Source organism: uncultured Bacteroides sp. (assembly GCF_937912035.1).
GTDB lineage: Bacteria > Bacteroidota > Bacteroidia > Bacteroidales > Bacteroidaceae > Phocaeicola.
Map to the genome: position 1 here is coordinate 16,426 of NZ_CALDPF010000032.1, position 25,161 is coordinate 41,586.

Annotated in this window: 22 protein-coding genes; 7 read left to right on the top strand and 15 right to left on the bottom strand. The window is 39.4% G+C overall.

Annotated elements, in window-relative coordinates; translation table 11 throughout:
• Positions 1–103: 103 nt before the first annotated feature.
• Positions 104–1,012, bottom strand: coding sequence for a glycosyltransferase (locus Q0486_RS07880; RefSeq protein ID WP_299231872.1), 909 nt, complete (start codon positions 1,010–1,012; stop codon positions 104–106).
• Between the two features lie 15 nt (positions 1,013–1,027).
• A complete protein-coding gene (locus Q0486_RS07885; protein ID WP_299231873.1) occupies positions 1,028–2,128 on the bottom strand; it encodes a hypothetical protein in 1,101 nt (366 codons plus the stop codon).
• Positions 2,129–2,285: 157 nt separating this feature from the next.
• Here Q0486_RS07885 and Q0486_RS07890 point away from each other — a divergent pair, with 157 nt between their 5' ends.
• Complete coding sequence (locus Q0486_RS07890) at positions 2,286–3,122, top strand: hypothetical protein (protein ID WP_299231874.1); 837 nt, start codon at positions 2,286–2,288, stop codon at positions 3,120–3,122.
• 7 nt (positions 3,123–3,129) lie between these two features.
• Here Q0486_RS07890 and Q0486_RS07895 read toward each other — a convergent pair whose 3' ends face one another.
• The 4 genes from Q0486_RS07895 to metG form a co-directional block, all read right to left on the bottom strand.
• The gene (locus Q0486_RS07895; protein ID WP_299231875.1) at positions 3,130–4,155 is read right to left on the bottom strand and encodes a glycosyltransferase; all 1,026 of its coding nucleotides are present in this window, start codon (positions 4,153–4,155) and stop codon (positions 3,130–3,132) included.
• A gap of 4 nt (positions 4,156–4,159) precedes the next feature.
• Entirely contained in the window at positions 4,160–5,086 is a 927-nt protein-coding gene (locus tag Q0486_RS07900) for a glycosyltransferase family 2 protein (protein ID WP_299231876.1), read from the bottom strand.
• Positions 5,083–6,528: a lipopolysaccharide biosynthesis protein gene (locus Q0486_RS07905; protein WP_299231877.1), complete on the bottom strand. Its 1,446-nt coding sequence runs from the start codon at positions 6,526–6,528 to the stop codon at positions 5,083–5,085. The genes Q0486_RS07900 and Q0486_RS07905 overlap by 4 nt, the downstream gene beginning before the upstream one ends.
• A gap of 76 nt (positions 6,529–6,604) precedes the next feature.
• Positions 6,605–8,647, bottom strand: coding sequence for a methionine--tRNA ligase (gene metG / locus Q0486_RS07910; RefSeq protein ID WP_299231878.1), 2,043 nt, complete (start codon positions 8,645–8,647; stop codon positions 6,605–6,607).
• A gap of 309 nt (positions 8,648–8,956) precedes the next feature.
• On the opposite strand from metG, the gene Q0486_RS07915 reads away from it, so the two are divergent.
• Positions 8,957–9,955: a cation diffusion facilitator family transporter gene (locus Q0486_RS07915; RefSeq protein WP_299231879.1), complete on the top strand. Its 999-nt coding sequence runs from the start codon at positions 8,957–8,959 to the stop codon at positions 9,953–9,955.
• Between the two features lie 12 nt (positions 9,956–9,967).
• Here the strand turns inward: Q0486_RS07915 and Q0486_RS07920 are convergent, their stop codons facing one another.
• From Q0486_RS07920 to xerD, 4 genes are all read right to left on the bottom strand, one after another.
• Positions 9,968–11,506 carry a YifB family Mg chelatase-like AAA ATPase gene (locus Q0486_RS07920; protein ID WP_299231880.1) on the bottom strand — a complete coding sequence of 513 codons (1,539 nt, stop codon included), beginning with the start codon at positions 11,504–11,506 and terminating at the stop codon, positions 9,968–9,970.
• 6 nt (positions 11,507–11,512) lie between these two features.
• On the bottom strand, positions 11,513–12,520 hold the full coding sequence (locus Q0486_RS07925) for a thioredoxin-like domain-containing protein (RefSeq protein ID WP_299231881.1): 1,008 nt from the start codon (positions 12,518–12,520) through the stop codon (positions 11,513–11,515).
• A gap of 130 nt (positions 12,521–12,650) precedes the next feature.
• Positions 12,651–14,324, bottom strand: coding sequence for a hypothetical protein (locus tag Q0486_RS07930; protein WP_299231882.1), 1,674 nt, complete (start codon positions 14,322–14,324; stop codon positions 12,651–12,653).
• A 163-nt stretch (positions 14,325–14,487) separates the two neighbouring features.
• On the bottom strand, positions 14,488–15,405 hold the full coding sequence (gene xerD / locus Q0486_RS07935; protein WP_299231883.1) for a site-specific tyrosine recombinase XerD: 918 nt from the start codon (positions 15,403–15,405) through the stop codon (positions 14,488–14,490).
• Between the two features lie 65 nt (positions 15,406–15,470).
• Between xerD and aroQ the strand changes: the two genes are divergently transcribed.
• Genes aroQ through Q0486_RS07960 form a run of 5 tightly spaced genes read left to right on the top strand, consistent with a single transcriptional unit; the run spans position 15,471 to position 19,628 of the window.
• Positions 15,471–15,893: a type II 3-dehydroquinate dehydratase gene (gene aroQ / locus Q0486_RS07940; protein ID WP_299231884.1), complete on the top strand. Its 423-nt coding sequence runs from the start codon at positions 15,471–15,473 to the stop codon at positions 15,891–15,893.
• Positions 15,894–15,922: 29 nt separating this feature from the next.
• Positions 15,923–17,383, top strand: coding sequence for a pyruvate kinase (pyk, locus tag Q0486_RS07945; protein WP_299231886.1), 1,461 nt, complete (start codon positions 15,923–15,925; stop codon positions 17,381–17,383).
• A gap of 6 nt (positions 17,384–17,389) precedes the next feature.
• The gene (locus tag Q0486_RS07950; RefSeq protein ID WP_299231887.1) at positions 17,390–18,031 is read left to right on the top strand and encodes a class I SAM-dependent methyltransferase; all 642 of its coding nucleotides are present in this window, start codon (positions 17,390–17,392) and stop codon (positions 18,029–18,031) included.
• A gap of 8 nt (positions 18,032–18,039) precedes the next feature.
• The gene (rbfA, locus tag Q0486_RS07955; protein ID WP_235325624.1) at positions 18,040–18,375 is read left to right on the top strand and encodes a 30S ribosome-binding factor RbfA; all 336 of its coding nucleotides are present in this window, start codon (positions 18,040–18,042) and stop codon (positions 18,373–18,375) included.
• A gap of 29 nt (positions 18,376–18,404) precedes the next feature.
• Entirely contained in the window at positions 18,405–19,628 is a 1,224-nt protein-coding gene (locus tag Q0486_RS07960) for an FtsX-like permease family protein (RefSeq protein WP_299231890.1), read from the top strand.
• Between the two features lie 2 nt (positions 19,629–19,630).
• Here Q0486_RS07960 and murI read toward each other — a convergent pair whose 3' ends face one another.
• The 5 genes from murI to Q0486_RS07985 all read right to left on the bottom strand — a co-directional run bounded on the left by murI (position 19,631) and on the right by Q0486_RS07985 (position 25,160).
• Positions 19,631–20,473 (bottom strand): glutamate racemase, encoded by an 843-nt coding sequence (murI, locus tag Q0486_RS07965; protein WP_299231891.1) that lies wholly within the window; start codon positions 20,471–20,473, stop codon positions 19,631–19,633.
• Between the two features lie 88 nt (positions 20,474–20,561).
• On the bottom strand, positions 20,562–21,119 hold the full coding sequence (locus Q0486_RS07970; protein WP_299231892.1) for an OmpH family outer membrane protein: 558 nt from the start codon (positions 21,117–21,119) through the stop codon (positions 20,562–20,564).
• A gap of 75 nt (positions 21,120–21,194) precedes the next feature.
• On the bottom strand, positions 21,195–21,710 hold the full coding sequence (locus tag Q0486_RS07975; RefSeq protein WP_299231893.1) for an OmpH family outer membrane protein: 516 nt from the start codon (positions 21,708–21,710) through the stop codon (positions 21,195–21,197).
• Positions 21,711–21,767: 57 nt separating this feature from the next.
• Positions 21,768–24,392: an outer membrane protein assembly factor BamA gene (gene bamA, locus Q0486_RS07980; protein ID WP_299231942.1), complete on the bottom strand. Its 2,625-nt coding sequence runs from the start codon at positions 24,390–24,392 to the stop codon at positions 21,768–21,770.
• Between the two features lie 36 nt (positions 24,393–24,428).
• Complete coding sequence (locus Q0486_RS07985; RefSeq protein ID WP_299231895.1) at positions 24,429–25,160, bottom strand: isoprenyl transferase; 732 nt, start codon at positions 25,158–25,160, stop codon at positions 24,429–24,431.
• Position 25,161 lies beyond the last annotated feature (1 nt).

Here is a 25,161-nt window from a genome sequence, read left to right on the forward strand (position 1 = left end):
GTCGGGAATTTTTTGCAAAGATAATGCTTACTGACCTTTTTTATCCCAATTGAAGCATGAATAATTAATGATAATATAGTTAAAAACGATGTCTGGAGCTATTTTATCTGCCAAAGTCACCTTTCAGTGTGCGTTTTATTCTTCTGATTGCTTTAGCCATGAATGAATTGGTGCGGGCATAGTATTTCACGTATGCCTGTCTTGCTTCTTTGTTTTCCACTGCCGGAGTGATTCTTTTCACATCAATTCTGTTCATGAACAGATTTGAGGAATACAGTCCGCCACCTCCGCAGTTAGTACCGCTACCGTCGAAACCTTCGTTCTGTACAAGTGATTTTCCTACATTAAGCGAAAGTATGTCATTAAGGAATAGCGACGCATTCCATCTTATGGCCCAGGAATTGTTTTTCCCCTCAATCTGACGGCGGAGCATACGTGTATATCCGTATTTCCCGTTGAAGTCGAAGGTGTATGTCAGTTTTCTGTCCTGAAGTTCCTTTAGAAGAGCCTTTCCGTCTGGGTTGAAAAACTTCCATGCACGTTCCCATGTTGCCCATCCCCAGCTCCCTGTCCATTTTATAAGGAACGTTTCAGGCAGGGAAGAATCCTGAGTGAAATCACATCCCTGTATGTGTCCCACTCTCTCTTCATCTTTATAAGTCTCCAGAGCATCATTCATGAACTGAAGGAAATACGGTGCAGTGATAAGGTCATCTTCCAGCACTATTACTCTTCCATACTCTTTCACACGTGTTGTAACGCCGTCTATTATGCTTTTGGCAAGTCCCCAATTCTCCTCTCTCTCAATGATGTTTATTTCCTTGAATCCGTCGATGGTGTGTATATATTTTCTTACTTTTCCTACTGCATCTTGTTGCTCCGAAGTGCGTGCGGCATCGGAATATATATACAGTATGCTTTCCGATGCAAGAGTGTTGCGTTGCAGCGCTTCCATAGTCCGTCGTACATGATCCGGACGGTTGAATACGAAGAGGAGTATAGGGGCATTCATTGTTGTCTTGTTATTTTATTTAATGAAACAGAATCTGTCTGCAATTTTGTTATACCATTTATAAGGTTTTGCCTTTCCGGTTTTTCGTTTTTCTTCCAGGCAGTTGACAAGTGACTGTACGGGAGCTTCGAAGAACAATTCTTTCAACACTTTGCGCTGTTTGGCCAATAGCTCCTGATACAGATCCGGATTGTTTTCCAACTTGTTTATAAGGCTTACCATCTGGTCCATAGTCTTCACGTCGCACTCGTCAATTATCAGTTCGTGGTGTGTCACTTCGTTCTTGTCCATTATAGCCAGTGTTCCTAAAGAAACAGCTTCTGCAACAGAGTTTCCGCGTATGTGACGTCCTCCCATTTTCACGAAATATTTTGCGTCGTATATGCTCTTCAGATTGTCGAATATACGCTGCTTGTGGAGAATTATTTCGTATCCTGCTTCTATGAGAGGCTGGAAGTGTGCGGGTGCCTTTGTTACGGGACGTTCTGTAGTGGAATTTATTTCCATAAAGATTCCTTTATTCTCCGATTCTCTTCCCAGATGATTCTGCATGATTTTCTGTAGAGTGTCCGAACTGAGGAATGTATATGGAAAATCCATAATTCCACATTTCCTGGAGATTATTCCTCTTGCCATCTGGTTCATGGTGACATCGTATCCGAAGTGTACGCTTCCCGTAGCCATGTTGGCTTCGCCTATCATATAAGCGAAGAGTGTCTGAGGGTAGCTTCTTACGACAGAAGTCGGAAGACTGACGTTAATGGAAATCACGACATCGTATTTACCCCAGTCTATATCGTGGCAGTTAATGGCGAATTTACCGTTCGGATACGGACTGCCCGGCTGTTTAAATTCCTGTCCCGGAATCTTGTCGAGTGTCTCAGCCTTGAGCAGATAAAGATGTTTGGAGATGTGCGGTATTACCTTACGGTAAATCTGTGTTTCGTACTCCGGCTCTTCCTTCACTATATAGAAGTCGGCATCAAGTTCTGCCATAAGGCCGATAGGTCCCACTCTTCCCATTGACGAGAAGAGAATGTTTGCCGCGTTTTTCTCTGTTACCGGGCAAACGTAAAGGTCCTGATATACTTCTTGTTTGACTAATGCTATTTTCATAATGGGTGTGAAGTTAATAATAAATAATATCAGAAAGTACGGTTATTTCATTTTTTTGATTTATAATCTGCGTTGGTGAATGGAAAACCGATAAACTTGTCTATTTTTGCATTCAAAATTCAAGCTTGGGTTACAGTTAAAAAAACAGAAGACAGAAATGGGTAAAAACGGAAACATAACTTTGCTCCCGATAGGAGGACTTGCAAACAGAATGCGTGCTATAGCTTCGGCTGTATATTTGTGCAGACTTTCCGGAAGTTCCCTTAATGTCTATTGGTTCCGCGACAAGGGTTTGAATGCATCTTTTGCCGGTATCTTTAATGAAATAGAATCCGACAATATTACAATTCATGAGGATTCACGGTTAAGCAAATTATTGTACGACCATCCCCGAAAGCATAATCTATGGTTGCCTTTAGTGCCACAGATTGTTCTTTTCCGTAACAGAGCTTACGACCATAAAATGAATGGTTATAATAGAGATGTAAATACATTCATGAATTTTGTTGCAGAAGGAAATCTTTATATCTCTTCATGTTATCCTATAATTGACTTTCCTGAAAGCTTGTTCTCCGAATTGTTCAGACCTGTACCGGATATACAGGCAAAGATTGACTCTGTAGTTTCCGGTATGTCGGACTATAGAATTGGTGTTCATGTCAGAAGAACAGACCACAGTGTGTCAATAAACAATAGTCCAAATGAACTGTTTTACAAAGCAATTGATGAGGAGCTCCTTCTTCATCCTTCTCTTTCCATATATCTGGCTACAGACTCTGAAAGTGTGAAACGTGAGTTTAAAGACAGATATGGCGACAGAATATACTGCTCATCATCCGAGGCTGACCGTAATTCAGTTTCAGGTATCAAAGAGGCGGTGTCCGAAATGTATATACTCTCCAGAACAGACAAGATTTTCGGTTCGTGCGGTAGCAGTTATTCTGAGGTTGCTTCAGCTTTGGGGAATATACCTCTTGTGGTACTGAAGAAATGATAATTAATCATTTTTTGTTGATTATCAGGTTGAGTGATTTCTGTATAAAGTTCTTCCAGTTGTTGTCGTTCAGGAACTTACTGTAGCCCTCCGGTGATGTCTTGATTCCTTTTTGGGTTTTTATAATGTCATATATGTCCTTATATTCATCGAATACGTAGACATTAAGATTCTTGTATTTTGCATAATCTTTGAATGAACCTGTATTTGGACCTATGACTTTGGCTCCGAAGGACAGCGAATCCATCAGGATGCCTGAACTTAATATCGAATCCTGTATATAAGGCATCAGTACAAATTCCGATGAAGCTATATATTCTGCCAGTTCTTCAAAAGATGCTCCTTTGAAAATCAGTGTGGTATTTTTGCCGGCAACGGATTCTATGTCGGATGCAATCTTGGGCGTTGTGCAATTGCCTATTATACAGATTCTTATATCTTCAATCTTTTCTTCTTTAATGAATTTAAGATATTGATAAACGCCCTTATATCCTATTATATTTCCCCAAACAAGTAAATCGTACTGTTTTTCCCTTTCAGACCGGTCAATCATATTAAGTCTGTTTTTGGTAGGGTGGTCTAAATATATAGCTTTGCCAATTGTAAAACTGTATCTGTTGTTTATAAGCTCTACTCCTTCGCTTGCATGGGTGATGATATAGTCTGATTCTTTTGCAATCAGGTAGGTGAGAAATCTTTTTACAATCTTTTTATTCCCACTATGCGGTTTTTTATTGTGAAGAATCCATATTATCTTCTTGCCTTTGATTTTAAGTATAAATATTAGCAGAATTGCAAGCAACGACTGTAAATATCCGTACTTGAAGTCTGGTATACTCTCGAACCAATTGAAAATGAACACATCACCCCATCTGGAAGGTCGCAGAATACTCAGTAGAGGGTTCTTGTGACTTTCGTTAATAACCTTACAGTCATTTTCTTTGTTAATGGCAGAAATGAAATCGTTGATATACGGATTTCCTTTTCCTCCGGATGATGGCTTTATGTTTGGGAAAACAGTAAATGTAGGCATGGTGTTATTTATGTTTTAACAGGTTGTTTAGTTCAAGTATACTTTTACCGGTAATAGCAGAAATTAGAGAAATTATGAAAGATGTATACAGCTTTTTCTGAAACGGCATAATGGTAAGTGCCTTAAAAAAGTGTTCTGTAGCTATCCCATATTTACGAAGAGTCAGTGCCCTCGACATTCTTCTTTTATGCCATGATGCCAGAAACAGACGTGCGCCTTTTTTATGTTTGGATACTTTGTAGTTCTCATAAAAAAGCTTATCCAAAGGATCGTGCTTTAATACCGGACGTTCGCTCTTTACTGTTTCGTTATGGAGATAGTAAGTGGAAGTGGCTTTAGTGGTATATGCAAAATCGCATACTGCATTTAGTCTTGCAATGGTCAGGATATCCTCACCTGAAGGAATACCCGTAGGGTAACTGCCAATTGATTCAATGATATTTTTCCTTACAGCGTATGTGTTTGAGTTAATCGGAAGATTGGTTCCTGAAGCTACCTCATAATAATTGTACAGTATTCCGTCGTCTTTAAAAGGTATTTCGGGATTGAATTCAGGGTATATGATATTATTACTGACAGACATTCTGTATGAAGCAGCGAATACTCCACACTGTGGATATTTGTTGTACAGATACATAATGGTTTCCAAATGGTCGGTATCCCATTCGTCGTCTGCATCAAGAAAAGCAATCAGCTCGTATCTGGATTCCTTTATACCTCTGTTTCTTGCACATGACACCCCCTGATTTTTCTGATGAATCAACCGTATAAGCGGAGAATTCATTTTCTCCACAATTTCCGGTCCTTTGTCTGTCGAGCCATCGTCTACTACTATTATCTCAAACTCCTGTACCGTCTGTTTGAGGACAGAGCTGATACTACGTGTGATAAACTTCTCACAGTTATACAGAGGTATAATAACACTTATCATTTTATTTTTCTTTTAAGTAAATATGAGAAAATCTCATCCTGTATTTTTGAGTTTGCAATGCGTGATATACCCAGATACAGAACAGCGGTAATGATGATTTTGGAGGCTAAAATCATGTAAGGCGAATCCATGAATCCACAAATTACTTTTGATGTGAATGCTGCAACTATAGTTATAATTATGAACGGACATATATCTTTGATAGCGTCCATAAATCGCAATCCTATTTCTTTTCTCACCATAAGGTACCAAACAGTCATCCATAGAATGTTTATGATTACGTATGTAGAGATCATTATTGAAATTCCAAATCTCCAACTTATCAGCAAGGCTACGATTTGCAGACAGCCTAATGTTATATTGCTATAGAGATTGAGGTTTGATTTTCCACGGCTTATCAGGAGGTGGGAACATAGTGTTGTAATAGGGAAAAATGCTCCCCATATACATAGTTGTTGAAGGATAGGAATACAGTCCACCCATTTGTCCTTTATCGTCAGAAGTATGAATTCCGGTGCGATAAGTGCCAGTCCAAGCATGGTTGGAAAAGATATATATGATGTAAACCTCAGCATTTTTCTGAATATGCTGAGTTGTTGGACTTTGTCGTCAGTTGCTTGTGCGAAAATCGGTTGGGCAACACCTCCTATTGTGGAACTTATCAGTGATGAACCCATTGAGTTCCATTTGTTAGCCTGAGTGTATAGACCTACGGAATATGGGGTAAACCTACGACCTATAATGGTTGAGAATATATTGTTGTTTACCTGATTGAATATATTGGTGAGCAGTATCTTGACACTGAAACCGAAAAACTCTTTTATCGGACCGAAATCAATATTAAATGTAGGACGCCATGGTGAGTAAAACCATAGGCTGAGGTTTACTATGGCAATATATATCAGGTTCTGTATGGCCAGCCCCCAATATGACATGCCGTTATATGAAAGAATTATTCCTATAAGGCATGATATGGTTATTGCGTAAATCTGTGCAGTCGCTTTTTCTCTTGTCATCAGGTTCCTGAACAAATAAGCATTGTGCGATGTGGCAGTGCTTGATATGACAAATCCCAGGAAGTATATTCTTGAGAGCCTGATCAGATCCGGCTGATTATAGTAGTCGGCAATCAGAGGAGCCGACAGAAAGAGTATTATATAGAGCAGTCCTCCGGTCAGCGTACTGAACCAGAACACGGCATTGTAGTCATTGTGAGTAATGTTCTGTTTGTTTGCCAGAGCATTGGTAAATCCGCTTTCCTGTATTGTACCGGCTATGGCACTGAAAATAGCAAGCATTCCAACCATTCCATAATCGGCAGGAGTAAGCAGACGAGCAAGAAATATGCCAAAGACCAGGTTCAGGATTTGCATGATTCCATTTCCCAGTCCTCCCCACAGAAGTCCTTTAGCTGTTTTTTCCTTTAGAGAATTGTTTGACACGTTTCTGATTTTTTATGAAAAAGGCGGGACATCCGTATCCCGCCCTCTTTATGATTGATTTTCTGTAATAATCTTATTAGCAAACCTGACTTCCCGGTTTTACTTCCTTAAGCAGTGAAGTAACAGCCAATGAGCCGTCGAAGTTTTCTGCACTCAGAATCATACCTTCGCTCACCAGACCGTTCTTGAACTGACGTGGAGCAAGGTTGGCAATGAACAATACCTGTTTTCCTATCAGTTCTTCAGGTTTGTAGTGCTGTGCTATACCGCTCACGATAGTACGGTTTTCAAGGCCGTCGGCAATCTTGAATTTCAGTAGTTTCTTCATCTTAGGGACTACTTCGCATTCCAGAACTGTACCTACACGGATATCAAGCTTTTCGAAATCTTCGAATGCTATTGTAGGCTTGATAGGGTTAGCTTTGTAAGCTGCAGCTTCGTTGGCTTTCTTTGTATCAAGAAGTTTCTGAACCTGTGCTTCTATTGCGCTGTCCTCAATCTTTTCGAACAGAAGTTCTGCTTTACCAAGCTGATGACCTGTAGCAAGAAGATCTGTACGCCCCAGATTATCCCATTCGAATGAGTCCATATTGAGCATTGTGCGTAATTTTGCAGAGCTGAACGGCAGGAACGGTTCGAATGCAATAGCAAGGTTGGCAACAAGCTGAAGAGCTATGTTCAGAATAGTAGCCACACGATCCATATCTGTCTTGGCAAGTTTCCAAGGTTCTGTATCAGCAAGATACTTGTTACCGATACGTGCCAGGTTCATTGCTTCCTTCTGTGCGTCGCGGAACTTGAATACATCAAGAAGTTTTTCCACTTCAGCCTTAACGTCAGCAAATTCTTTCAGAGTTTCACGGTCGTAGTCTGTCAGTTCGCCTGCAGCAGGAACTTTACCGTCGAAATATTTGCCTGTAAGAACGAGTGCGCGGTTTACGAAGTTACCATAAACGGCAACAAGCTCGTTGTTATTGCGTGCCTGGAAGTCTTTCCAAGTGAAGTCATTATCTTTAGTCTCAGGAGCGTTAGCTGTGAGGACATAACGCAGAACATCCTGCTTGCCTGGGAAGTCTTTCAAGTATTCGTGCAACCATACAGCCCAGTTGCGTGAAGTTGAAATCTTGTCTCCTTCAAGGTTCAGAAACTCGTTTGAAGGAACATTATCCGGCAGGATATAGCTGCCTTCAGCTTTCAGCATGGCAGGGAAGACGATACAGTGGAACACGATGTTGTCCTTACCGATGAAGTGTACAAGACGTGTTTCCGGATCTTTCCACCATTTTTCCCATGAATCAGGAAGCAGTTCCTTAGTGTTTGAGATATATCCGATAGGAGCGTCGAACCACACATAGAGCACTTTGCCTTCTGCTCCTTCTACAGGAACAGGGATACCCCAGTCAAGGTCACGGCTTACGGCGCGTGGCTGAAGTCCCATATCAAGCCAGCTCTTGCACTGACCATATACGTTAGGACGCCATTCCTTATGGTCTTCAAGAATCCATTTGCGCAACCACCCTTCGTGTTTGTCGAGTGGCAGATACCAGTGTTTTGTTTCCTTCATTACAGGCTGGCTACCGCTGATGGCACTCTTAGGATTGATAAGCTCTGTAGGAGAGAGTGTACTACCACACTTCTCGCACTGGTCGCCGTATGCGCCTTCTGCATGGCAGCGAGGGCATTCGCCGGTAATATATCTGTCAGCAAGGAATGTCTTTGCTTCTTCGTCATAGTACTGTTCAGAAGTTTTTTCTATGAACTCGCCTTTATCATAAAGTTTACGGAAGAAATCTGAAGCTGTCTGATGATGTATTTCTGATGAAGTACGTCCGTAAACATCGAATGAAATACCGAATTCCTTGAATGAATCGCGTATAAGTGTATGATAACGATCTACTACATCTTGTGGAGTAACGCCTTCTTTCTTTGCGCGGATAGTGATAGGCACACCATGTTCGTCTGATCCTCCGATGAAGATTACATCTTCCTTCTTGAGGCGAAGATAGCGAACGTAAATATCGGCAGGAACATAAACTCCGGCCAGGTGTCCTATATGTACAGGACCGTTGGCATATGGAAGTGCCGATGTTACGGTTGTTCTTTTGAATTTCTTTTCCATTTGCTATATAGTTATATTTTTTGTTGTAACTAGTTTAATATGAGTGCAAAGATATACATTATTTATCAGCTGTGCAATTTGAATAGTCCAAAGTTGGTTTTATGCGTTTTGAAAAAATGCCTTGTTATTCAACCTTAAATGACAAGGCATTCTGATTAAAATTAGCTGTCGTTTTAAAATTGTATTTATATAGATGTTTTGACCTGTTCTTCAATGCAGTTTAAACACCATTTTAAAAAGCTAATATAAATTATTAATTCAGTTAAATCTAATATTTATATCTTTGTCGCAGATTAAATTATTTGATGTATGAATGAAGAACAGATAAAGCTTAAAGTCCAGAAACGAATAGTTACTATATCAGGACTTATACTTATAGGAAAATTTATTGCTTATTTTGTTACAAACTCTGTGGGAGTACTGACTGATGCCATGGAAAGTATTGTAAATGTCGTAGCAGGACTTATAAGTCTTTATTGTCTCAGTTGGGGAGCCAAGCCGGGCGATAAGGAACATCCGTACGGACATGGAAAGATTGAACTTATTTCTGCCTCAGTAGAAGGTATACTGATAAGCGTGGCTGGTGTCATGATTATCTACGAAGCTGTTAAACGACTTTTGGTTCCAGCAGAGGTAGAAAAACTGGATGTTGGTATAGTGATAGTAGCAGTATCTGGTGTGTTGAATTATCTTATGGGATATTACAGCATCAGGACAGGTAAAAAGTATGGTTCCATGGCTTTGATTGCCGGTGGAAAACATTTGCAGTCTGATACATACTCCACTATAGGTCTTGTGGCAGGATTGCTGGTATTGTATTTTACAGGTCTGGCATGGATAGACAGTGCCTTGGCTCTTATCTTCGGATCCATAATTATTATAACAGGCGTATCTATTTTGCGAAATACGATAGCCGGATTGCTTGACACGGCTGATGATAAACTTCTGGAAGAATTGGCAGACTTGCTTAACAAAAACCGCCAGCCAGAATGGGTCGATATACATAATACGAAAGTCATTAAGTCCGGTAACTGCATATACATAGATTGTGACCTGACCGTGCCTTGGTATTATACTGTATCAGAAGGACATAAAGCAGGTGAGAAGCTTAAAAAGGTTCTGACTGACAAATATAATGAGAAAGTTCAGCTTACCTTACATCTTGATCCATGTGATATTTTTGAGAAACCCAAGTGCAGTACATGTATATTTGAATCGTGTAGATACAGAAAAACTCCAATGGTAAAACCTGAGAAAATAACTTTGTCAAGTTTTATTCTAAACGAGAGTGAAATGAATGTCGGGTAATTCGGTATGCTTTTAACCAGCCCAGTTTTCACGATCAAGATTTCTGTAACTTATAGCTTCGGCTATGTGAGACGACAGAATATTCGGGCAGCCCTCCAGGTCGGCAATTGTTCTTGAAACTTTCAGTATTCTGTCGTAGGCTCTTGCAGATAGGTTTAGGCGTGTCATGGCATTTTTAAGCAGATACAGCCCTTGTGTATCTGGTTGGGCATGAATGTGAAGGAGTGATGATGTCATCTGTGCGTTGCAGTGTATTCCTTTCTCTTTTTCGAATCTTTTTTCCTGGATTTTACGTGCCTTTATCACTCTTTCTCTTATTGTAGAACTGCTTTCACCTTTTTCCCGTTCGGATATTTTTTCGAATGGAACCGGAACTATTTCCACCTGAATATCTATTCTGTCAAGCAAAGGACCGGAAATCTTATTGAGGTATCGCTGTACTTGTCCGGGCGAACATACGCAATTACGAGTAGGATGGTTATAGAAACCGCACGGACATGGGTTCATTGATGCTACCAGCATGAAACTGGCAGGATAGTCCAGTACATATTTTGCTCTGGAAATAGTGATGTGTCTGTCCTCAAGTGGCTGTCTGAGAACTTCAAGTACACTTCTGTTGAATTCAGGCAGTTCGTCCAGAAACAAAACGCCGTTATGTGCAAGGCTTATTTCACCTGGATGAGGGTTTGCTCCTCCGCCTACCATGGCTACTTGTGATATGGTATGGTGAGGACTGCGGAACGGACGTGTGGCTATGAGTGAAATATCTTTCCCAAGCTTCCCGGCTACTGAGTGTATTTTAGTTGTCTCAAGGCTTTCTGATAACGTCAACGGTGGTAATATTCCTGGCAGTCTTTTAGCCATCATTGACTTACCGCTTCCAGGAGCACCTATCATTATGATGTTGTGTCCACCTGCAGCAGCCACTTCAAGTGCTCTTTTAACGTTCTCCTGTCCTTTAACATCTGCAAAATCGAAAGGAAAATCAGTCTGATTCTGATAAAACTCTTCTCTGGTATGTACTATTGTTGGTTCTAAAGCACGTGTGCCATTGAAGAATTCAACAACTTCCTTTATATTTTCTACTCCGTAAACATCCAAGTTGTTCACTACGGCAGCTTCGCGTGCATTCTGTTTTGGTAATATGAAGCCTTTAAATCCTTGAGCTCTTGCCGCTATAGCTACAGGTAAGGCTCCTTTTATAGGTTGTAGGCTTCCGTCCAAACTAAGTTCTCCGATAATTAGATACTGTCCGAGCTTTTCAGATGATACAATACCTGTTGCAGCCATAATGCCTATTGCCAGAGGAAGATCGTATGATGAACCTTCTTTACGAATGTCTGCAGGTGCCATATTAACAACTATCTGGCAACAAGGAATCTTGTATCCGTTTACGTTTAGTGCCGACATAATTCTCTCATGACTCTCCTTTACAGCAGAGTCAGGTAGTCCGACGAGAAAGAATTTTATTCCTCTTGAACTGTTTACTTCTATGGTCACTATTGTAGCGTCAATACCTTGTACTGCAGCTCCGTATAGCTTTACAAGCATAATCGTTTATTTATTTTTCTTGTTTTCCTGTATAAGACTAGCTACTTTCTCTATAAGTTTATCGCCGTATATGCATGATGATATAATTTTTCTGTTTTTTGTTACCAGAATATTATGAGGAATTCCTGAGATTCCCATTTGTTTTATAATTGGGTTTTGCCAACCTTTGAAATCACAAGTTTCAATCCATTGTTCATTTTCTTGCTTGCAGTTTTTTATCCATTCTTCTTTATCAAAATCCATGGAAATATTCAGTACTCTGAAATTCTCTTTTGGCAGCTTTGTAAGTTTTTTGTAGAGTGAGTCTCTTTGTTGCAGACTTTTATTATCCCATGAGGCCCAAATATTTACCAGAGTATATAATTCTTCTTTGCTGCTCCACCCTACATATTTACCACTCCTGTCTTTGGATGAAAAGTAGTTGAGATATTCTGATGTGTTTTCTTTGTTATCTGAAAGCTCTTTCTGTATTATGTCAACTACTCTACAATCCTTTACATGTCCGTCCATTTGAGCTATAATTTCTTCGAGCTCTTTGGGGTTGGGATTCTTTTTTTGTATAAAGAATTCGTTGAAAATATATGCTGAAGCATACGACATTCTATTTTTCAGAATGAAGTCTTTAGCAAGTTTGTATACATTGGAAGTGTCTTTCTTGCATTCCTCTCTAAATTGAGCAAGTTCGTCGTTAGGACCGTCACCTGATATTCCAGGATTTTTGAAACTACCTTTGAATTTTACATTCCAGTTTTTATCTGCGAATATTGGAAGTGCTATACCAGAATCATTCACTAATCTAAAGATAGTTATAGTATCTGGTATGAAAGTATATTCAAATTTCCCATCTGAAGGTTTTATTGTATCAATTTTTGCTATTGGATCATCGTATATTGCATATATGTACTTTTCTTTCTTGTTGCTGAGTTCACCGTAAAGTGTAAACTCTTTGTTATTCCCGCAGGATGTGGTTAGAATAATTGTACAGAAAATGATGGCTCTGATTATTATATTCATATATTATATTGGTTTGTTTTCTGCGAAAATACATAAAAATGATGTAAAGTTGGAATTATACTGTATTTTATTTACAAAAAAAGGCTGGAACAATTAGTCCCAGCCTTAATCGATTCAATTATTGTATAATTTATTTGATTTCGTTTGCATATTTAGCAAATTCGCGGTCGTTTGCAGCTTTAGCAGCAAGAGCAGCGTCTTTCTGAGCAACCTTAGCCATGCTAGTCTTAACCAAATCAGCATTGTTTGTTCTAGCACCAACAATAGCCATCAGATAGTCTGTATAAGCATCTGGGTTTTTAACAGCTGACAAAGTGTTCTTAGCTTTGTTGTAATCCTTAGCCAAGATCTGAGCCAAAGCAGCTGAATTAGTCTTAGTATCACCGAATGCAGCTACAGCTTTGTCATACTGACCCTGTTTGATATACAAGTTACCAAGAGCTTCGTTTGCAGTGTTAGCACCTGTAGCCTTAGAAAGATGTGTTTCAGCGTTAGCTACATTACCCTTAGACATTTCGATCAAACCAAGGTTTGTTTGAACTTCAGGAGCATTTGCGTTTTTGCTTGCAGCCTGTTTGAAGTATTTCTCAGCAGTAGCCTTGTCTGATACGTAAGCCATTTCACCAAGATTGTTGTATGCACGGTAGTCATTTGGATAAAGTTCGATAGTCTTCTTGTAGATAGCTTCTTTACGTGCGTTGTCGTTAGTCAAAGTAGCAGCGTACAAAAGTTCTTCTACGCTCAATACTGAAGCGTCTGAGTCGAATGCAGCATTGATTTCTTCGTCACTACGTCCAATGATATCATAGTTAGCTGTCAAGCGTGCACGACGCAACTGAGGAAGAATTTCGTCAGCCAAAGTCTTGTAAACTGAAGAAATATTCTTGATTTCAGCTTCACGCTGTTCTGGATCCTGATACATTGAAAGAACACGTAAGATAAGGTCTTTGTCCTGAATGTTTGATTTAGATACCAATTCTTTGAAACCTTCCCAGTCCTGTGCAGTGTATTCTGTGTCAACATTAGTTTCAATCTTACCTTTCTTTAACTGCTGTTTCATGTATTTTTCAGTGTTGTCCTGACGTTTTTCAGCCAATCCTGTGTTCAGTTTAACACCACCATCAGGTGAAGCGTAAGCAGAAATTTCGATATTGTTAAGTTTGTAGTTCTTAGTGTCACCGGCAACGATAGCTACTTGTTTGTGGAAATCTTTGATACCTTCTGCTTTCAATTCGCTAGAGCGAAGGTTAGCTTGCTGGATCAAGAACATAATCTGAGCCTCTTTAGCTTCTTTTATGATGCGCTGGAAAGCGTCAGCTGCATTAGCAGCATTAGCAGAAGCAACAGTTGGAAGTTCAGAAGTAGCAATTACACCGTCAGCGATTTTTACTGAAGGGATTGTGTATTCTTTGCTTCCTAATTTTATCTTGAAGTCAAGATAAAGTTCAGATTTAGCCATTTCAGGAACATAGTCGAAAGAAGCTTTCATAGTGTAAGTACCACCAGCTTTGTAAGAAATAGTCTGGTCGTTACCTTGTACTCTTTCACCCTGGAACATTGCTGGCTGACCTTTAGCCTCGCCGCCTTCCCATCTTAAAACTGGAGTAACTTCTACAGTTGCAGTTTTCTTGAAATACTTTTCAGGGAACTTACCTGTTATAGTTACAGGAACTTTACCTCCAACAGCTTCCAAAACTTCAGGATTTGTTGTGAAGTAGTCAGAAGACAATTCTCCCATCTTGCTACATGAAGAGAAAGCAAGAACTAATAATGCCACGATAGGCAAATACAACTTCTTAATCATGATTTTTAAAAAATTAGGTTTGTATAATTATATAAATTTATTCTTTTAATAATGTTCACTCGGGGGCAAAGATACGAAAAAAGATATAGTTTAGTTCTATTTTGTCCGTTTTTTTATCTGATAACTAATGAAAAATGCTTAAAAAATAATGCAACATATAGTTTTATGTTTGTTTTTTGTTATTTCTGGGGTGGTGGTTGATTATTTCGTTCCTTAATCTTGCCCTGTCGATGTGTGTATATATTTCTGTAGTACCGATATTTTCATGTCCCAACATGCATTGTATTGCCCTTAAATTTGCGCCTCCTTCAAGTAGATGAGTAGCAAACGAATGTCTGAAAGTATGTGGGCTTATAGTTTTCTTTAACCCTATTTTATTTGCCAGTTCTTTTATGATATGAAAAACCATTATTCTTGAAATATTTTTACCGAATTTGCTAATAAACAGAAAATCCTCGTACCCAGGTTTTATCAATCCTTCGTCTCTTGATATAAAATAAGTTTTTATTTCTTTTATCGCTTTAGGAGAAATTGGTACAAGTCTTTGTTTACTTCCCTTTCCTTCTACTTTTATAAAACCTTCGTTAAGGTATAGGTCTGAGATTTTCAGGTTACATAATTCCGAAACTCGCAATCCGCAACTGTATAACGTCTCAAGAATTGCGCAATTCCTTTGTCCCTCTCTTGTGCTCCTGTCAATGGCATTTATAAGACTGTCAATTTCTTCAACGCTTAAAATATCTGGCAAATGTTTCCCTATCTGAGGTGATTCTAGTAGTTCTGTAGGGTCTTGCTTTATGTATTCCTCTATGAGAAGATAGTGGTAGAATGAACGGACTCCTGAAAGGATTCTTGCCTGGGAACGTGGACATATTCCAATATCTCTGAGGCAGGCAGTGAAGTTCTCCAGATGCTCGAGCCTGACGTCTAGAATGTTTGTCTTTTCTTCTTCAAGATACAAGATGAGCTTTTCCAAGTCGCAAGTATATGCAGCAATAGTGTTCTCGGATAGTGATTTTTCCAATCTCAGATATTGTTTATACTTTATTATAATTTGTCCGTTTGCTACCTGTTTATTCATTCTTTTTTATTATCTTTGCACCATATTTATTACAAAGGTACAAAAGTTTATATTAAAAATAAACGATGCGAATACAAATAATTAATGGCCCTAATATAAATTTATTGGGAAAGCGTGAACCTTCTGTATACGGAAATGTTTCTTTTGAAGAGTACTATGCTGGATTGGTGGCTATGTATCCTGATGTTGAGTTTCATTACTATCAGTCAAATGTGGAAGGTGAGATGATTAATAAAATTCACGAGATAGGTTTCTCATTTGATGGCATCGTACTGAATGCCGGTGCTTATACTCACACGTCTATAGCTTTGCAGGATGCTTTGAGAGCTGTTACAACACCTGCCATTGAAGTTCATATATCCAATGTGCATACAAGAGAGGAATTCAGACATAAATCTATGATTTCATGTGCATGTCGTGGAGTGATATGTGGCTTTGGACTCGATTCATACAGATTGGCAGTCGAGGCATTTATTAATTCGAAATAGTGTAAAACAGGTATAATAGTTTTTTTATTATGATGCTTAAACAAACAAAAATCGTTGCGTCCATTTCAGATTTGCGCTGTGAAGTGGATTTTATCAGAGATCTTTTTAATGCGGGTATGAATGTTGTTCGTATGAACACTGCGCATGCCAGCCGCGAGGGTTTCGAAAAGTTGATATCCAATGTGCGCGAAGTATCTAACCGTATTGCAATCCTTATGGATACTAAAGGTCCAGAGGTGCGTACTACAGCCAGTGCTGAAGGACCTATCGATTTTAAGATAGGTGATAAAGTACAGATCGTAGGTAATCCTGATCAGGAGACTACTCGCGAATGTATTGCGGTAACTTATAAGAGTTTTGTTCATGACCTTTCTGTTGGAGCTTCAGTTTTGATTGATGACGGTGATTTGGCTTTGACTGTAGTTGATAAGAATGAAACAACTTTGTTCTGCGAAGTACAGAATGACGCCACTTTAGGTAGTAAAAAAAGCGTTAATGTTCCTGGGGTACGTATCAATCTTCCTTCATTGACAGAAAAAGACCGTAACAATATTCTTTACGCTATAGAAAAAGATATTGACTTTATCGCTCACTCGTTTGTTCGTAATCGTCAGGATGTATTAGATATACGTGAGATACTTGATGCTCACAACAGTGATATCAAGATTATAGCCAAGATTGAAAATCAGGAAGGTGTTGACAATATAGATGAAATTCTTGAAGTTGCAGATGGGGTTATGGTTGCTCGCGGTGACCTTGGTATCGAAGTCGCTCAGGAACGTATCCCTGGTATACAGCGTCAGCTCATCAAGAAATGTATTCTTGCTCGTAAGCCTGTTATCGTAGCTACACAGATGCTTCATACAATGATTAACAATCCTCGTCCTACACGTGCTGAAGTAACTGATATTGCTAATGCTATTTATTATCGTACAGACGCATTGATGCTTAGTGGTGAAACTGCTTACGGTAAATATCCTGTAGAAGCAGTTAAGACTATGACTAAGATTGCAGCTCAGGCTGAAAAGGATAAAATGGAGGAAAATGATATACCAATTCGTCTTACTCCAGAAAATGCTGATGTAACAAGCTTCTTGGCTAAATCAGCAGTTCGCGCTACAAACTTGATGCCTATTCATGCCATTATTACTGACAGTTTCAGTGGACTTACTGCTCGCAGTCTCGCAGCGTATCGTGGAAAATATCCTGTTCTTGCTATCTGTTATAAAGAAAAGACTATGCGTCATCTTGCTCTGTCATACGGAGTAGAAGCTATCTATATGCCGGAAAAAGCGAACGGTCAGGAATATTACTTCACTGCTCTTCGCAAACTTATTACCGACGGTGTTCTTTCTGGTAACGACATGGTGGCATATTTGAGTAGTGGTAAGGCAGGAACTAAGACTTCATTCCTTGAAATCAATCAGGTGAATGATGTTCTTGAGCATGCTGACGACTATGTTCTTCCAAATAAAAACCGTTACTTATAATCGATAATGAAAGAAACGGACGCACTGGACGATTATATACTTCGTCACATTGATGAAGAAGGAGAATATCTGAAAGCATTATATCGGGCGACGCATGTGAAATTACTGCGTCCCCGTATGGCTTCCGGACATCTTCAGGGGCGAATGTTGAAAATGTTTGTACAGATGATTCGTCCGAAACAGGTGCTTGAAATAGGCACATATAGCGGTTATTCCGCTCTTTGTCTGGCTGAGGGCCTTGAAGATGGAGCAATGCTTCATACATTTGAGATTAATGATGAACAGGAGGATTTCACACGTCCATGGCTGGAAAATTCACCATACGCTGACAAAATCAAGTTCTATATAGGTGATGCTATGGAAATAGTTCCTACTTTGGATATAACATTTGACCTTGTGTTTATGGATGGAAACAAGCGTTACTATGTTGATTACTACGAAATGATTTTCAAGCAGCTTCGTAAAGGTGGATATATCCTTGCCGACAACACATTGTGGGATGGTCATGTACTGGAAGAAAATCCTCATCATACGGACCTTCAGACAATAGGAATAAAGAAATTCAATGACTTGGTAGCTGCCGACGAGAGAGTGGAGAAAGTAATATTGCCCATGCGCGACGGGCTTACCGTAATAAGAAAAAAATAAAAGATAATATGGAAACTACCAGACAAAACAAAATAGCCAGACTCATTCAGAAAGAATTGAGCGAGATGTTTCTGTTGCAGACAAAATCAATGCCGGGAGTACTTGTTTCTGTCAGCATAGTCAGAATCAGTCCTGATATGAGTTATGCTCGTGCATACTTGAGTGTTTTTCCTTCTGAAAGAGGAGAGGAAATAGTTAAGAACATCAATGACAATATGAAGTCAATCCGTTATGAACTTGGTAACCGTGTTCGTCACCAGTTGCGTATCATTCCGGAACTGAAATTCTTCATCGACGATTCACTTGATTACGTTGAAAAGATTGATAAACTTCTGAACGATTAAATGTCGTCATTTAAAAAAATAAGTTCATCGTGAATTTTCCTTTTTTTATTGCTAAAAGGTATCTATTCTCAAAGAAATCGCATAATGCCATAAATGTAATTTCTGTTATATCTGTGTGCGGAGTCGCTTTGGCCACACTGGCCATGGTCTGCACACTTTCTGTTTTTAACGGGTTTCAGGATATGGTGGCGACATTCTTTACGGCTTTTGACCCACAGATTAAGATTACATCCGTCAAGGGAAAAGTGTTTGACGGAAGCGCACCGGTATTTTCCGAAATCAGAACGATGCCTGAGATTGCCGTGTATTCAGAATCCGTGGAGGATAATGCCATGGTGCAATATAAAGGCCGCCAGGTGATGGCAATAATAAAAGGGGTGGAGGACAATTTTGATAAACTTACCCCTATAGATAGCATCCTCTTCGGTCGGGGAGAACTTATTCTTCACGATGAGGTGGTAGATTATGCGATACCAGGTCTCCAACTTCTATCGACATTAGGCTCCGGAATACGTTTCCTTGATCCATTGGAAATATATGCTCCTAAACGTGGAAGTCGTATCAACATGTCAAATCCTATGAGCAGTTTTGTCAGCGACCAGCTATTCTCGTCAGGACTGACATTTACAGTGAATCAGGAGAAATACGATGCCTCGTATATTATAACATCTATTGGCTTTGCGCGCCGTCTCTTCCAGTATACAAATGAAGTAACTGCCGTCAATCTTCGACTTATTGGTAGTGCTGATGAGAATAATGTAATAAAAAAACTAAAAGAGAAATTAGGTGATGATTTCTGTATTCAGAACCGTTATGAACAGCAGGCAGATACATTCAGAATAATGGAAATTGAAAAACTCATTTCTTATATATTCCTTGTATTTATTCTGATGATAGCATGTTTCAATGTTATCGGTTCGCTTTCAATGCTTATTATAGACAAGAAAAATGATGTGCAGACATTACGAAATCTTGGAGCCTCTGACAGTCAGATAGTGCGGATATTTCTTTTTGAAGGAAGGATGATTTCTTTCATAGGAGCAATTTCAGGAGTAATAATAGGCCTTATCCTATGTCTTATTCAGCAGAAATATGGGATAATATCACTGGGAAGTGCAGGAAGTTTCGTAGTAGATTCTTATCCAGTGAGTGTTCATATTGGGGATGTGGTACTTGTATTTGCTACAGTGCTTGTTGTTGGCTTTATTTCAGTATGGTATCCAGTCAGATATCTCAGTCGTAGACTATTATAGGGTTATTCAAGAGTAATACTTCTTACTTCAATATTCTCATTCAGGAAAATAGAAGCCGATTCCTTAAATTTTTCCACTGATTCTGTTGTGAGAAATTCACATTTTCCTTTTTGGGTACATCTGTTAGATATTTCATAATGTCTGCTTAGATAATCTTTCAGGCTTGCAGCAACATATTCTCCCTGAGTTATTATATTTATTCCTTGAGGAGTAAATTTTCTTATTTTGTCAATAAGTAGAGGATAGTGTGTACATCCCAATACTATTGTGTCAATATCTTTGTCCTTGCTAAGCAGTTCGTTGATATATTTCTTTACGAAAAAATCTGCACCCTCCGAATCATATTCCTTGTTTTCAACAAGAGGAACCCACATCGGACATGCAACTCCATTGACAGTAATATCAGGGAATAGTTTCTTTATTTCCATTGGATATGATTCAGAACGTATAGTACCGGATGTAGCAAGAATACCTACATGACGGCTTTTAGTGGCTTCTCCGATACTTTCTGCTGTTGGTCTGATAACTCCAAGTACGCGTCTGGAATCGTCCAAATATGGCAAGTCGTTTTGTTGTATGCTTCTTAATGCTTTTGCTGATGCTGTATTACATGCCAGTATTACTAGTGGGCATCCCATTTCGAATAGTTTTACAACTGCTTCCAGCGTAAATTCATACACAACTTCGAACGAGCGAGTGCCATACGGTGTGCGTGCATTGTCTCCCAAATATATGTAATCATATTCGGGTAATAATTTTCTGATTTCTTTCAATATTGTCAGTCCGCCGTAGCCGGAGTCGAATACACCTATAGGTCCTTTTATCAAGCTTTTCAGATATGGCATGTTTTCTCAAAATTAAAAAGTGAAGAACCTGTACACATCAAGTTTGTGTAAACAGATTCTTCACTTAAACTATATGTTAAATTAAATATTAGTTTCCTGCTGGAAGTGTAGCAGGTACCTGTGGTACGTATGGAGCAGCTGTTAAGCTAATACCGAGATTAGTCTTAATATCGTTTGTGATGTCCTTAGCTTGAGTTTCGTCTATATAAGGTATATCAGTACGGTTTAAGTCAAATACGAATACATAACTACCGGCTTTACCTACAGCTTGAACGGCTTTTTCCATTTTTTCATATATAGGAGTCATCATGTCTCTATATGCTTTTTCCAATTGCTGTTGCGCATCCTGTTGGAACTGCATTCCTTTTTCTGAAAGTTCCTGAAGCTCTTTCTGACGACGTTCAAGGATGTTTTGAGGAAGGTTTTTCTGTTCCTGCTGGAATTCGGCGAACTTTTTGTTGAATTCGTCAGACGCACGTTTGATTTCATCCTCATATTGTTTTCTTAATGCCTGGATGTCTGTCTGAGCCTTAGCGTATTCAGGCATTACAGGGATAATTGATTCTGATTTGAAGTATCCGAACTTCTGTGCAAATATGCTCATTGGTGCAACGAGCATAAGCAATAATGCTAATTTTTTCAACATAATCTTTGTATTCTATTTTATTATTAATTCTTCTGTTGTAGAGTGTGTTTCCCTTTCGGTTGCAAATGTATAAAATTATTTTGAATATCCTAATTTCAAAAGGACTTCATTGCTAATATCTATACGAGGAGAAGCAAAAATCATACTTTGTGCAGATGCTCTGTCTATTACAGCGTCATATCCTTTCTGAGTTGCGATTTCCTTCACTGCATTGTATATTGCATCCTGTATAGGGGATATAAGTTCCTGTCTTTTCTTCATTGCTTCACCTTGAGGACCGAAGTAGGTTTGTCTCAATTCGGCAGCTTCTTTTTCCTTGGCAATTATTTCTTCTTCTTTGGCTGTTCTTTGTTCGGCATTCATAGTCTGAGCAGATTTCTGATATGCTTCATACAATGCTTTTGCTTCTTTGGATTTTGCTTCAATTTCGGTCTGCCATTGTTTTGACAGACTTTCCATTTGCTTGTTCGCCTGTTCGTATGAAGGTATCTGCTTCAGGATAAACTCCATGTCTATAAGGGCAAATTTCTGAGCCTGTGCTGTCATCATGCCTGCCATGACAATCAGTAGAGATAGAAACATTTTCTTCATAATCTTTCGTGTTTTAAATGGTTATTACTATCCGTTAATACGGTCAGGAGTCATTCGTTAGAACTCCTGTCCGATAATAAAGTGGAACTGGCTACCGCTATACTGCATAGAGCCGTTTATCTTGTCGAAACCGTATGCCCAGTCGATACCCATCATACCGATCATAGGGAGGAAGATACGTACACCGACACCAGCTGAACGTTTCAACTGGAATGGGTTGAACTTGGATACGTCAGTCCATGCATTACCTGCTTCTACGAAACCGAGTGCATAGATACTTGTTGAGTTTTCAAGCATAAGTGGATATCTCAATTCTGCTCCAAGTCTTATGTATGCGTAACCTTCGCTACCGTATGGAGTCAACGAGCCGTTTTCGTAACCGCGAAGAGCTATAGTTTCGGATGCGTAGTTGTAGCTGTATCCTGTCATACCGTCACCACCCACGTAGAATGTCTCAAACGGAGAACGTTTGTATTTATTGTAATGTCCCAGAATACCGAATTCAGTACGTGTCATCAATACCGGACATTTCTGAATAGGAAGGAGAGGAGTATAAGTCTTTGCTTTGAATTTCCATTTGTGGTATTCAATCCACTTGTACATGCTAGCTGCCTCCTCATAATTGTCTTTTCCGTAAGTAGAATAGTCTTTATTACTGAATAGTGAGTAAGGAGGAGTGAACGAAACTGATGCCGAGAATTCAGAACCGTATCTTGGGAAGATAGGGTTATCGGTTGAGTTTCTGGAAAGTGTAAGGTTCAAATTGATGTTGTTACAATTACCGGTGTTCATATACTGTCCATTGTTCAGTTTGATGTACAGGTAACTCCAGTCCTTAAGCATGAATCTCTGGTAAGACAGTTCTGCCGAGATAGTGAAATAGTCGTCAGGCCATCTCAGACGCTTACCCCAACCGATTGAAGCACCAAACATCTTGATTGACTTGTCTGGGTCGTAGTAAGATTCGTAGTTATTATAGTAGTTGCCATAATAGTTGTTGTAGTAGCTACCGTAACCGTAAAGCATGTTATAATAATTGTTCATATATGCCGAGTTATAGTAGTTGCTGCTTACGTCAGTCTGAACTGAGTAGAATGCTGATACAGAGAAAGACGTAGGGCGCTTTCCTCCAAACCATGGGTCGAAAAATGAAACACTGTACGACTGATAGTATCTACCGTTTGTTTGACCACTGATTGTAAGTGTCTGACCGTCTCCTTGAGGAAGGATACCACGGTAATTGTCATTCTTTCTGAACAGGTTGGCAAACGAGAAGTTTGTGAACTTCAAACTCAGCTTACCGATAACACCTGTCTGTCCCCAACCTGCAGAGAATTCCACTTGGTCGTTGGCCTTTGATTCAAGCCCCCAGTTAATATCTACTGTACCGTCTTGTACGTTAGGTTGTACGTCTGGTTTAATATTTTCAGGATTGAAGTGTCCCATTTGTGCAATTTCACGATATGAACGTTCAAGTGCCTCCTTGCTGAACAGGTCTCCAGGACGTGTTCTCAACTCACGGCGAACTATGTTTTCATACAGACGGTCGTTACCGTTGATTCGTACATGGCTGATGGTAGCCTGCGGACCTTCGGTGATACGCATCTCCAAGTCGATAGAGTCTCCGTCTATGTTGATTTCCACTGGATCTAGGTTGTAGAACACATAACCTCTGTTGTAGTAGTTATTACCGATAGCGTCTTCATCACCACTTATACGTTCATTAAGAAGTTTCTGGTTATACACGTCACCTTTCTTCATTCTAAGCTGTTCGTTAAGCAAGTCCGAAGGGTATACGGTATTGCCCACCCAAGTAATGTCTCTCAGATAGTATTTTTCACCTTCGTAAATTTTCATGTATACGTTTACCGTCTTGTCATCAAATTGGCTTATACTATCCATTTCAATGAGTGCATCGCGGTAACCAAGTTCGTTATATTTGTCTATGATGAGCTGCTTGTCGGCTTCGAAGTTGCTCTCGATGAATTTCTTTGTACGGAAAAGGTTGATAAGTTTACCTTTTTCGTTTGTCTTTTTCATAACCCTCTTCAGCTTCTTGTCTGTAAGAACTGTGTTACCGTCAATTGTAATCTGGTGAACCTTGATTTTTTCCTTCTTGTCAATGTTCACATCTACATATACTTGTTCTACGTTGGCTGTATCTTCTCTCTCTATGATGTTTACCTCTGCGTTTTTGAAACCTTTTTCGTCGAAGTGTTTTTTGATAAGTATTTTCGCACGGTCAATAAGGTTAGGCGTAATCTGGCTACCTTTCACCAATCCAAGTTTTGCCTGCAAATCTTCGCGTTCGCTTTTCTTCACACCGTAGAAACGGATGTCTGTGATACGGGGACGTTGTTTCAATTCAATGTGCAGATATATTTTGTTGTCTTCTATCTTGTCTGCCGAAATTTTCACGTCCGAAAATAATCCATGTCTCCAGTATTTCTTCACAGCTCCGGTTATGTCATCGCCGGGCACGGTTATGGTTTGCCCAACAGCAAGACCTGAGATTCCTATGAGTACATAATCTTCATAGTTTTTCACACCAGTCACCTTGATATCGGCTATTTCATACTTTTTTGGCGAGCCGTTATATAGTATTACTGGTTTGTTGTTTTCGGTATTATTATCCTGGGCACAGACTTTTGTGTTCATGAAAGTCAGTCCCATGGTCATCATAGATATGAGTAAAAGACGGTATCTCATTGCTTAATATTATAATTGTTCACTAGTTTTTCCAAATCTGCGTTCTCTTCCTTGGTAGTCGCAAATAGCCTTACAAAGTTCCTCTTCCTTGAAATCCGGCCAGTAAGTGTCGCAGAAATACAGTTCAGAGTATGCACATTGCCACAAAAGGTAGTTGCTTAACCTTATCTCGCCTCCTGTTCTTATCAGCAGTTCAGGGTCAGGCATGTAATTTGTAGCCAAATGGCTGTCAATAGTCTTGTCGGTTATTTCGTTGGCAGACAGTTCACCTCGTTTCACTTTCTCGGCAATCTGTTTCGCAGCTTCTGTAATTTCCCATTTCGATGAGTAGCTCAAGGCTAATGTCAGACACATTCCTGTATTATGGGATGTATTTTCTATGCATCTGTTCAAACGTTCAAGAACATCTTCCGGCAGTCTTGAAGTATCACCAATAATTCTGAAACTTATATTGTTTTTCATGAAAGTTTCTTCTTCTATTGAATCCATAAGAAGACTCATCAGAGCTGCTACCTCATCCGCTGGTCTGTTCCAGTTTTCTGTGGAGAAAGTATATAATGTCAGGAATTTTACACCAAGTCTGGCCGATTCTTCTGCTATTATGTGTACAGTTTCAGCTCCGGCCTGATGACCGAAAGTGCGTGCATGCCCTTTTTCCTTTGCCCATCTTCCGTTTCCGTCCATTATTATGGCAATATGTGCCGGAACTTTGGTTTTGTCTATTTTATCTCTATATAGCATT